Raw genomic sequence first — 10,431 nt, 5'->3', positions numbered from 1 at the left:
GCACGATGACACCTCGGGACTCCTCGGTAGAGCGGATGACTAGGCATCAACCGATCTACCAGGAGTCCCTTCTCATGCCCGCACCCACCCACCACCCAAGATCAAGTTCAGGAACAGGCTCTCAGGGACCCGGATTACCGCCGTATTCCGCCCCCGGATTACTGCGGTATTCAGGACCCGGATTACTGCGGTATTCGTGAAACCCGGTGCGGAACGCGACGTGCCGGTCGGATCCGGTATCCGTGGTGGCAACGAGCGAGGTGACTGGGTGGGGTCCGGTCAGGCGGTGGTGGGGTTGAAGGCTTCGGTGCGGGGTGTGCCGTCGTAGTGGGTGGTGGGGAGGCCGAAGAGGGCGGCGAGGGTCGGTGCGACGTCGGCAGTGGTCGCCGGGGCTGGGGACGAAGTGCCTCGGCGGACCGCGGAGTGGCCTCCGGCGATGAAGAACGGGATGGGTTCGGTGACCGGGTGGCCGTGGTTGCCCGGGATCGGGTTGGAGACCAGCTCCGGGTCGGTGAAGCGCCAGCCCTCTTCGCAGTAGGCCACCAGGTCACCGGCTTCCGGGCCGAGGCGGAGTTCGGCGGGGTCGTGGACGGACAGCACGCCCTCGGTCGCCTCCGCCAGTGCGCGCATGCGCTGCACGGCCGCGGGGCGTTCGGCGTCGGGGCCGGTGAAGTAGAGCAGTTCCGCGCCACCGTTCTGGGCGATCTCGGTGCGGCCCGCCAGCACCGGGTCGGCGTCGAGGACCGGGCGCAGCGAGATCACGCGATGCGGCAGCGACCAGTCCATCGAGTGGTCGGCGAGGACCAGCAGCACGCTGCTCTCCCACCGCCCGGTGCTGCGCAGGTGGTCGACGAAGCGGCCCACCTGGGCGTCCGCTGAGGCCAGCGCCCCCGTGCGGGCGGCGCGCAGCGTGGTGCCGGTCAGGTCGGTGTGGCCGACGCGGTCAACGTCGCCGAAGTTCGCGAACACCAGGTCCGGATCCGCGCTGTCCACCACGGACACCAGCGCCTCGGCGGTGAACGCGTCCGGCGCGTGGCCGCTGATCGGCACGATCGGCTCCGGCTCCCAGCGAACCGTCGCCCGGGTGCCGAAGATGCCGTGGAGGTACTCCTTGCTCAGCACGCTCCCGGTGACCTTGCCGTGGCCGCGCAAGAGCTCCAGCAGCGTCTCGGCCCGCAGGTCGGAGGCGCGGTCGAGGGTCCGGACCTGGCCTTCGGCGCGGTCGAACACCGAGTTGGCCGGGACACCGGTGCGGTCCGGGCGCAGGCCGCTCATCATCATCACGTGGTTCGGGATCGTCTCCATCACCGGCAGCGATCGCGCCGCCGGGAACGACGTCCCGCTCTCGCGGAGCTCGTGCAGCCGAGGGGTGAGCACCGGGCTGATCTCCTCGGGCCGGCACCCGTCGACGACGAGCGCGTAGGCGCGCAGCTGCTTGGCGTCCGCCGCCCAGGCGGCCGGGGACGACGCCGACATCAGCACACCGGCACCGGCGGCGCGCAGGAAGCTGCGGCGGTTCAGCGAATTCACCGGATTCCCTCCGAAACCTGGTGCACCTGCTGGCTTCCCGCGGGCACCTCGAACGAGACGGTGCGCTGGGCACCGGTGGACGGCTGGGTGCGGTCGTCCAGCGCGAACCAGTCCATCTGGACGCGTTCCGCGGTGACGTCCAGGACCGAGAAGCCGTGCGAGTCGAAGTCCAGGTGCTTCACGTGCGGGTTGTTGGCCCGGATCGCCGCCTCCACCGCGACTGAGGCGGTGCGCGGCGGGACGCGCAGGATGTCGTCGAGGTTGTCACTGGTCACGGATGTGCACACGAGCTCGGTGCCCACGGAGTTGCGGTCCAGCGGGTAGGTCGCGGGCGAGTGGGGCAGTTCGGCCGCCCACGCCGAGTGGATGTCGCCGGTGAGGAAGACGGTGTCGGTGATCCCCCGCTCGTGCAGCAGCCCGAGGACCTCGTCGCGGTCGGCGGTGTACCCGTCCCACTGGTCGACGTTGTAGGGCAGCCCCTGGACCTCCGGGGTGCCGGTGAGCTCGCCGAGGGCGCGGCGTTCCTCGACCGACAGCGTCGAGGGGAACCGCACGGGCGCGATCATCACCGGGTTGCCGATCAGCTTCCACTGGGCCGTGGAGTTCGCGAGACCGCCGGTCAGCCAGCGCATCTGCTCGTCACCGGTGATGGTGCGCCCCGGATCGCCGATCCCCGGGTCCAGCGGTGTGGCGACCTGCTGGCTCCGGTGGCTGCGCAGGTCCAACATGGACAGTTCGGCCAACGTGCCGAAGCGCAGCCGCCGGTGCAGGACACCGCCGGGTTCGTAGCGCACCGGCATCCACTCGGCGTAGGCGCGCTGCGACGCCGACCTGCGGTCGGTCCAGGAACCTTCCGCGCCCTCGGTGTGGTTCTCGGCTCCACCGGACCACGCGTCGTTGGCGGATTCGTGGTCGTCCCAGGTGACCACGAAGGGCACCGAGGCGTGCAGATCGGCCAGGTCGGGGTCGGTCTTGTACTGGGCGTGGCGACGCCGGTAGTGCTCCAGGGTCGTCATCTCCACCGGCGGGTCGTGCGGGCGCACCACGACGTCGCGGGCCTGGAACTCGCCGGGCGCGTACTCGTACAGGTAGTCACCTAGGTGGAGCACCGCGTCGAGGTCGCCGCGCGCAGCGAGGTGGCGGTAGGCGGCGAAGTGACCGGCCTGCCAGTTCGAGCAGGACACCACCCCGACCCGCAGCCGCTGCAGCGGTTCGTCCGCGGCGGGCGCGGTGCGGGTCCGGCCTGTCCGCGACACCTCGCCCAGCGCCCGGAAGCGGTACCAGAGCCACTGCCCGGCGGGAAGACCGGCGACGTCGACCTTGACCGTGTGGTCGCGCCACGCCCCGGTGATCAGCGAGCCGCGCGCGAGCACGTTCGCGAAACCCTCGTCGGCGGCGACCTCCCAGTCCACGGCGCAGGCCGCGCCGACGCCGGAACCCGGCAGCGCGCCCGGCTCCGGGGTGACCCGCGTCCACAGCACGACGCCGTCCGGGGTCGGGTCACCGGTGGCGATGCCGTGGGCGAACACCGAGCCGGAGGCGGATGCGGTGGCGGTCAGCCCACCGATGCTCATCGCACCGGCGAGCACCCCACCGGCCTTGATCAACGACCGACGGCGGATCTGCGACATGATCCGAAAAATGTCACCCCGACGAGTGCGTGTACACCCGTTCGGAGGAACGTTATCGTCCTGTTCACAGACCTGCCGCTTGATCGACAACTCCCCGGTGAACCTGGCCGTCACTTCAGGACCGCGGTGGCCTCGATCTCGACGAGGTGTTCCGGGACGTCGAGCGCGACGATGCCGAACAACGAGGCCGGGGGCACCGGTGCGGTGCCGAGAGCCTCTGCTGCTCGGGCGATCCCGTCGAGGACCTGGGGCATCTTGTCCGGGGTCCAGTCCACGACGTAGAAGGTCAGCTTCGCGACGTCGTCGAAGGTGCCGCCGGCCGCCTCGAGCGCCTTTCCGACGTTGAGGTAGCACTGCACGATCTGCCCGGCGAGGTCGCCTTCCGCGACCGTCGCGCCGTCGGCGTCCCAGGAGACCTGGCCGGAGATGTGCACGAGCTTCGTTCCCGTCGCGATCGAGACGTGCCGGTAGATGTCGACCTCGGGCAGTCCGGGTGCGTTGGTCAGAGTGATGGCCATATCAAGTCCTCGCTCTCTTGTGGTTACTGGGAAACCGTAGGAGAGTGAGCGCTGACGTGGAAGAACGCACTTTTTCGTTACTGAGGAACCTCATGGTGACCAAGCAGTTCAGCGACTCGGCGGACGAAGCCGATCTGCGGCGGGCGGATTCGCTGGCGCGGGAGATCTTCTCCGACGTCGCCAACAAGTGGGCGTTGCTGATCATCGAAGCGCTCGGTGATCGCACCCTGCGGTTCAGCGAGCTGCGGACCGAGGTCGAGGGCATCAGCCACAAGATGCTCACCCAGAACCTGCGCATGCTGGAGCGCAACGGGCTCGCCGAGCGGACCGCGCACCCCACCGTGCCGCCGCGCGTCGAGTACACCCTCACCGGGCCGGGCCGGGGTCTGCTGGCGACCGTCGACGCCATGTGCGAGTGGACCCACCGCCACATCGCCGACATCGACGAGGCCCGCCGCCGCTTCGGCGGCTGAGGGCACCCGCGGAGGCCTCCCGTCCGCTTCGAAGCGGCGTTTGCGCGACTGAAACACCTGGTCACAGGGCATATGCAGCAGCCTTCTCACCGGGGTGAACGCAAACGCTTGCGCATGAGACTCAGGCCACAGTACATTCCTCGCGATCTGGACAGCGGATCGATCGAGGGAGGGCCAGTGGTCGGCATCGAGGAGGTCGCGCGGCGAGCCGGCGTCTCGCCGTCGACGGTGTCGCGCGCGCTGCGCGGGCGCTCCGGGGTGTCGGACCGCACGCGGCAGCGCATCGCCGAGCTGGCCGCCGAACTCGACTACTCGATCTCCCGCTCGGCGTCCGGGTTGGCGACCGGGCGCACGCTCTGCATCGGAGTCGTCGTCCCGTTCGTGTGGCGGTGGTTCTTCGGGCAGATCATCGGCGGTGCCGAGCAGGTCCTGCGGGCCGCCGGCTACGACCTGATGCTCTACACCGCCGGAGACGTCGAATCCCGCGAGCGGTTCTTCCGCGAACTGCCGGTGCGCGGGCGGGTGGACGCGGTGCTGGTGCTCTCGATGGACCTCACCGAGCAGGAAGCCGACCGGCTGCGCGGGCTGGACATGCCGCTGGGCCTCGTCGGGCACGACGCCGAGGGGTTCAGCTCGGTGCACATCGACGACCGGCTCGGCACCCGGCTGGCCGTGCAGCACCTGATCAACCTCGGGCATCGCGACATCGCGATGATCCAGGGACTGGAACCGAAACCGCTGGGCGCCATCGCGCCGATCATCCGCCGCGAGGCGTTCCTGCAGACCCTCCACGACAACGGCGTCGAACAACGCCCGGAGTGGATGGTTCCCGGCGAGTTCTCCATCGCGGGCGGTGAGCGCGCGATGGACCGGCTGCTGGCCGAAAGCCACCAGCCCACTGCCGTTTTCGCCTACGCCGACGAGCTCGCCATGGGCGCGTTGCGCTCGCTGCGCAGGCACGGGCGGTCGACGCCGGCGGACATGTCGATCGTGGGTTTCGACGACCACGAGATGAGCGAGTACGTGGACCTGACCACCGTCGCGCAGCCGGTGCGCGCCCAAGGGGCCACGGCCGCGCGATTGTTGATCGACCAATTGGAAGCGAATTCCCGCGAAAGCACCGTCGTACCTGTTCCGATCGAACTCGTGGTGCGCGGTTCAACGGCTCCTCCGCGCAGCAGCGCGGAATGGTGAGGAGATGAAGAAGGAGGCTGGTAAGCGCAGGTGAGAGCCTGCCGTTCGCTGGCGATCTGACATCGGGCGCATCGCGCCCGGCGCAATTCGACGAATCGAAGACCGAACGACCGCACGATGCCGCTGGATCGATCCGGAGCATCGCGCGGCGGAACCCCGTGCGCTCGATGAGTCCTCAATGGAGAGTGACATGAGACAGAGAAACCGGTTAGCGATCGCCGCGGTGCTGACGTGCACCGCCGCACTGACCGCCGGCTGCGGCGGTTCGGCCACCAACGAGCCCTCGGCGGCGCTCGAAGGCCGCGGCCCGATCACCTTCGTGGCGGGCAAGGACGAGGAGAGCGTCAACCCCAAGATCGTGGAGGCGTGGAACAAGGCGCACCCCGACGAGCAGGTCCGCTTCATCGAGCTCTCCTCCTCCGCCGACGACCAGCGCCAGCAGATGGTGCAGAACGCGCAGACCAAGTCCGACGCGTTCACCGTGCTCGACCTCGACAACGTCTGGACCGCGGAGTTCGCCGCGAACCGCTGGATCACCGAACTTCCCCGGGAGCAGTTCGGCATCGACCAGTTCGTGCCGACCACCGTCGAGACCTCGCTGTACCGCGACCGCCTCTACGGCGTCCCCGCCACCTCCGACGGCGCGATGCTCTACTTCCGCAAGGACCTGCTGGCCAAAGCCGGTGCGCAGCCCCCGACGACGTGGGACGAGATGCGCCAGGTCTGCGACAAGGTGCTCGCCCTGCCGGAGGCCGCCGGGATGTCCTGCTTCGCGGGGCAGTACGAGAAGTACGAGGGGCTCACGGTCAACTTCGCCGAGGCGGTGCACGGCGCGGGCGGCGTGATCACCGACCCGAGCGGCAAGCCCAACGTCAACACGCCCGAGGCCAAGCGCGGTCTGGACGCGCTCATCGACGGATTCCGCTCCGGGACGATCCCTCGCGAGGCGATCACGTACAAGGAGACCGAGACGCGCCGGGCCTTCATGGAAGGCAAGATCCTGTTCAGCCGCGCCTGGCCGAGCCAGTACTCGCACGCGGTCAAGACCGACGGTTCTTCCGGCGTGGCGGGAAAGTTCGACGTCGCGCCGCTGCCCGGCGTCGCCGGTCCCGGTGTGTCCAGCCTCGGCGGGCACAGCCTGGCGATCTCCTCGTTCGCCAAGAACAAGGCCACCGCGGTCGACTTCATCAAGTTCGCCACCGCCCCCGAGCAGCAACGGCTGCGGCTGGACCAGGGTTCGCTGGCGCCGACCCGCAGCGCGCTCTACGACGACCCGTCGATGCAGGCCAAGTACCCGTACCTGCCGCTGCTGAAGAGGTCCATCGAGGGCGCCGAGCCGCGTCCCCGGGTGGTCAAGTACGGCGAGGTGACCGACGTGATCCAGGAGCACGCCTACGCGGCGTTGCGCGGTGAGAAGTCGTCCGAGCAGGCGCTGGCCGATCTGCAGGCCCGGCTCCAGGAGCTGACCGGACAGCAGTGAGCGCGCGGGGCGGCGCCGGTTCGCGGCGCCGCCCCGGGACTCGGGGAGGTAGATGATGACGACAGAAGTGGAATCCGCCGCCGCGCCCTCGTCCGGGCGCCTCGCGGCGCGCGATCGCCGCAGGCGGAAGTCGCCCCAGGCCGCCGCCGTCGCGCGACTGGCCGGGATGCTGGTGTCGCCGACGTTGCTGGTGCTCGGTCTGGTGGTGGTCTACCCGATCGTCGCGGCGCTGCGGCAGTCGCTGTTCACCGAGGGGCAGGGCGTCGACGCCGAGGGGTTCGTGGTCGAGGGCGAGCAGTTCGCCGGGCTCGGCAACTACGCCGAGGTGTTCACCGGTCCCGCCGCCGCGCGGTTCTGGAACGCCATGTGGAACACCACCTTCTTCACCACGACGACGGTGGTCCTGGAAGCGGCGCTCGGCGTGGCGATGGCGCTGATCATGCACCGGGCGTTCCGCGGGCGCGGTCTGGTGCGCGCGAGCGTGCTGGTGCCGTGGGCGATCCCGACCGCGGTCTCGGCGCTGCTGTGGCGGTGGATCTTCGCCTCCGACGGCGTGGTCAACGCGATGCTCGGAACGCAGGTGCTCTGGAGCGCCGACGGCGGACCGGCGAAGCTGGCGGTGATCGTGGCCGAGGTGTGGAAGACCGCGCCCTTCGTGGGCCTGCTGGTGCTGGCGGGCCTGCAGGTGATCCCGCGCGACGTGTTCGAGGCCGCGCGGGTCGACGGCGCCACCGCCTGGCAGCGGTTCGCGCACATCACGCTCCCGCTGGTGCGTCCGGCGCTGCTGGTGGCGGTGCTGTTCCGGATGCTCGACTCGCTGCGCATGTTCGACCTGCCGTTCGTGCTGATCGGGCAGCAGAAGGAATCGGTGGAGACGCTGTCGATGCTGGCCTGGCAGGAGGCCACCAACGTGCGGTACGGGCCCGCGGCGGCCTACGCGACGATCATGTTCTGCTACGTCGCCGTCGTGGCCTTCGCCTTCGTCAAGCTGCTGGGCGCGGACCTGCTGGGAGAAGCGCGCTCGCAGGTGAAATCCGCGCGGAGAACCCGAAAGGCGGTGGCGTGATGACGCATTCGCACTCGGTCCGATCGTGGAAGCGCTGGTTGCCGCACGTGGGCGTCGCGGTGATCGTCCTGTACTGCCTGGCGCCGTTCTACTGGATGGCGGCCACCGCGTTCCGGCGCCCGTCCGACCAGTTCGACCTCAGCCCGCTGCCCGCGGTGTGGTCGCTGGAGAACTTCCGCGCCGTCTTCGCCCCCGACGTCGGGTTCGGCTGGGCGCTGCTGAACAGCCTCGTGGTCGCCTCGGTGACGACGCTGCTGACCCTGGTGATCGGCATGACGACCGCCTACGCCCTGGCGCGGCTGCACTTCCGCGGCAAGAACGCGGTGCTGGCGCTGATCATCGCCTGCTCGATGTTCCCGGGGATCTCGCTGATCGTGCCGCTGCTCAAGCTGTTCACCGACATCGGCTGGATCAACACCTACCAGGCGATGGTGCTGCCGAGCCTGTCGTTCGCGCTGCCGCTGGCGGTGTGGAACCTGACGACGTTCTTCCGCCAGATGCCGGTGGAGCTGGAGCAGGCGGCGATGGTGGACGGCTGCACGCCCGGTCAGGCATTCCGCAAGGTGATCGTCCCGCTGGCCGCGCCCGGCGTGTTCACCACGGCGATCCTGACCTTCATCATGGCCTGGAACGAGTTCATCATCGCGCTGACCATGGTCAACGAGAAGGAGATGCAGACCGTCACGGTCGCCATCTCGAAGTTCGTCGGCGCGCAGGGGCACGAACAGCCCTTCGGCACCCAGATGGCGGCGGGCGTGATCGTCACCGTCCCGCTGGTCCTCGCGGTGCTCATCTTCCAGCGCCGCATCATCGCCGGCCTGACCTCAGGCGGGCTCAAATGACCGGATTCGGAGAGGGAGAACCGTTGCAGCACAAGCACTCTGACGACCGCCCGTGGTGGCGCGACGCGGTGATCTACCAGGTCTACATCCGCAGCTTCGCCGACGGTGACGGCGACGGGATGGGCGACATCGAGGGCATCCGGTCGAAGCTGCCCTACCTGCGGGATCTGGGCGTCGACGCGTTGTGGATCAACCCGTGGTACCGCTCGCCGCAGGCCGACGCGGGCTACGACGTGGCCGACTTCCGCGACATCGACCCGCGCTTCGGCACCCTCGCCGACGCGGAGAAGCTGATCGCCGACGCGCACGAGCACGGGCTGCGCATCATCCCGGACATCGTGCCCAACCACACCTCCGACCAGCACCGGTGGTTCCAGGACGCGCTGGCCGCCGGGCCGGGCGCTCCGGAACGGCAGCGCTACGTCTTCCGGCCCGGCCTGGGCGCCGACGGGGATCGGCCGCCGAACAACTGGCGGTCGGTGTTCGGCGGTCCCGCCTGGACCCGGGTGGCCGACGGGGAGTGGTACCTGCACCTGTTCGCACCCGAACAACCCGACCTGAACTGGGCGAACCCCGAGGTCCACGACGAGTTCGCCGACGTCCTGCGGTTCTGGTTCGACCGCGGCGTGGACGGCTTCCGCATCGACGTCGCCCACGGCCTGGTCAAGGACCCGGAGTTGCCGGACCTGACCGGCGAACCGGACGAGCGCCTCGCGCATCCGCACTGGGACCGCGATGAGGTGCACGAGATCTACCGCCGGTGGCGCCGCATCGCCGACGAGTACCCGGGCGAGCGCAAGTTCGTCGCCGAGGCGTGGGCACCGTCGCCGGAGCGGCTCGCCCGGTACCTGCGGCCGGGTGGCCTGCACACAGCGTTCAACTTCGACTTCCTGAAGTGCCCGTGGAGCCCGGAGCGGATGCGCGAGGTCATCGACTCGACGATGGCGAGCCTGACCGCCGTAGGTGCACCCCCGACGTGGGTGCTGTCCAACCACGACGTGCCCCGGCACGTGACCCGGTACGGCAGGGAGACCGCGTGGGTGCCGCACGACCAGCGCGCGATCGGCGAGGACGAGCTGGTCCTCGCCGAACCGGACCTGGACCGCGGGACCCGCCGTGCGCGGGCGGCGGCGCTGCTGATGCTCGCGCTGCCGGGCGGCGCCTACGTCTACCAGGGCGAGGAGCTCGGGCTGCCGGAGGTCGAAGATCTTCCCGAGGAGGCCCTGCAGGACCCGATGTGGGAGCGCTCGGGTCGCACCGAGCGAGGTCGCGACGGCTGCCGGGTTCCGATGCCGTGGTCGGGTTCGACGCCGCCGTTCGGCTTCGGCCCCACCGGGTCCGCCGAGCCCTGGCTCCCCCAGCCCGTTGACTGGCGCGACCGCACCGCCGAGGCGCAGGACGGCGATGCCGCCTCGACGCTGGAGCTCTACCGCGCGGCCCTGCGCCTGCGGCGCGAGCTCGACGCGCTGGGCGAAGGCGGGATGCGCTGGCTGGATTCCCCCAGCGGCGTCCTCACGTTCCGCCGCGAACCCGGCTTCACCTGCGTGGTCAACATGTCCGGCAACCGCCAGCCGCTACCCGACCGCAACCGGATCCTCCTCACCAGCAACGACCTCACCGACAACCACCTACCCACCGACACAGCGGTCTGGCTGGCCGACTGACGACGGCACCACCCCACCCGTCCGCCCCAGAAC

The 10,431-nt window shown here is 69.8% G+C and carries 9 protein-coding genes; 6 read left to right on the top strand and 3 right to left on the bottom strand.

What is annotated here, in order from left to right; translation table 11 throughout:
* Positions 1 to 279: 279 nt before the first annotated feature.
* The 3 genes from E1181_RS30290 to E1181_RS30280 all read right to left on the bottom strand — a co-directional run bounded on the left by E1181_RS30290 (position 280) and on the right by E1181_RS30280 (position 3,679).
* Positions 280 to 1,530 carry an alkaline phosphatase family protein gene (locus E1181_RS30290; protein ID WP_235877161.1) on the bottom strand — a complete coding sequence of 417 codons (1,251 nt, stop codon included), beginning with the start codon at positions 1,528 to 1,530 and terminating at the stop codon, positions 280 to 282.
* Positions 1,527 to 3,161 (bottom strand): alkaline phosphatase D family protein, encoded by a 1,635-nt coding sequence (locus E1181_RS30285; RefSeq protein WP_132679831.1) that lies wholly within the window; start codon positions 3,159 to 3,161, stop codon positions 1,527 to 1,529. The genes E1181_RS30290 and E1181_RS30285 overlap by 4 nt, the downstream gene beginning before the upstream one ends.
* A gap of 110 nt (positions 3,162 to 3,271) precedes the next feature.
* Complete coding sequence (locus E1181_RS30280; protein WP_132679830.1) at positions 3,272 to 3,679, bottom strand: RidA family protein; 408 nt, start codon at positions 3,677 to 3,679, stop codon at positions 3,272 to 3,274.
* 92 nt (positions 3,680 to 3,771) lie between these two features.
* Here E1181_RS30280 and E1181_RS30275 point away from each other — a divergent pair, with 92 nt between their 5' ends.
* The 6 genes from E1181_RS30275 (at position 3,772) to E1181_RS30250 (ending at position 10,398) form a co-directional block, all read left to right on the top strand.
* Positions 3,772 to 4,152 carry a winged helix-turn-helix transcriptional regulator gene (locus tag E1181_RS30275; RefSeq protein WP_132679829.1) on the top strand — a complete coding sequence of 127 codons (381 nt, stop codon included), beginning with the start codon at positions 3,772 to 3,774 and terminating at the stop codon, positions 4,150 to 4,152.
* 177 nt (positions 4,153 to 4,329) lie between these two features.
* On the top strand, positions 4,330 to 5,346 hold the full coding sequence (locus tag E1181_RS30270; RefSeq protein WP_207922389.1) for a LacI family DNA-binding transcriptional regulator: 1,017 nt from the start codon (positions 4,330 to 4,332) through the stop codon (positions 5,344 to 5,346).
* A 190-nt stretch (positions 5,347 to 5,536) separates the two neighbouring features.
* Positions 5,537 to 6,826 carry an ABC transporter substrate-binding protein gene (locus E1181_RS30265; protein WP_132679827.1) on the top strand — a complete coding sequence of 430 codons (1,290 nt, stop codon included), beginning with the start codon at positions 5,537 to 5,539 and terminating at the stop codon, positions 6,824 to 6,826.
* Between the two features lie 52 nt (positions 6,827 to 6,878).
* Entirely contained in the window at positions 6,879 to 7,892 is a 1,014-nt protein-coding gene (locus tag E1181_RS30260) for a carbohydrate ABC transporter permease (RefSeq protein WP_235877160.1), read from the top strand.
* Positions 7,892 to 8,734 carry a carbohydrate ABC transporter permease gene (locus tag E1181_RS30255; protein WP_132679825.1) on the top strand — a complete coding sequence of 281 codons (843 nt, stop codon included), beginning with the start codon at positions 7,892 to 7,894 and terminating at the stop codon, positions 8,732 to 8,734. The genes E1181_RS30260 and E1181_RS30255 overlap by 1 nt, the downstream gene beginning before the upstream one ends.
* A gap of 23 nt (positions 8,735 to 8,757) precedes the next feature.
* Positions 8,758 to 10,398: a glycoside hydrolase family 13 protein gene (locus E1181_RS30250; protein ID WP_235877159.1), complete on the top strand. Its 1,641-nt coding sequence runs from the start codon at positions 8,758 to 8,760 to the stop codon at positions 10,396 to 10,398.
* The last annotated feature ends 33 nt before the right edge of the window (positions 10,399 to 10,431 follow it).

Source organism: Saccharopolyspora terrae, assembly GCF_004348435.1.
Lineage (GTDB): Bacteria > Actinomycetota > Actinomycetes > Mycobacteriales > Pseudonocardiaceae > Saccharopolyspora > Saccharopolyspora endophytica.
Note: the sequence above shows the minus strand (reverse complement) of the source record. Positions and strands in the feature narration are given on the sequence as shown.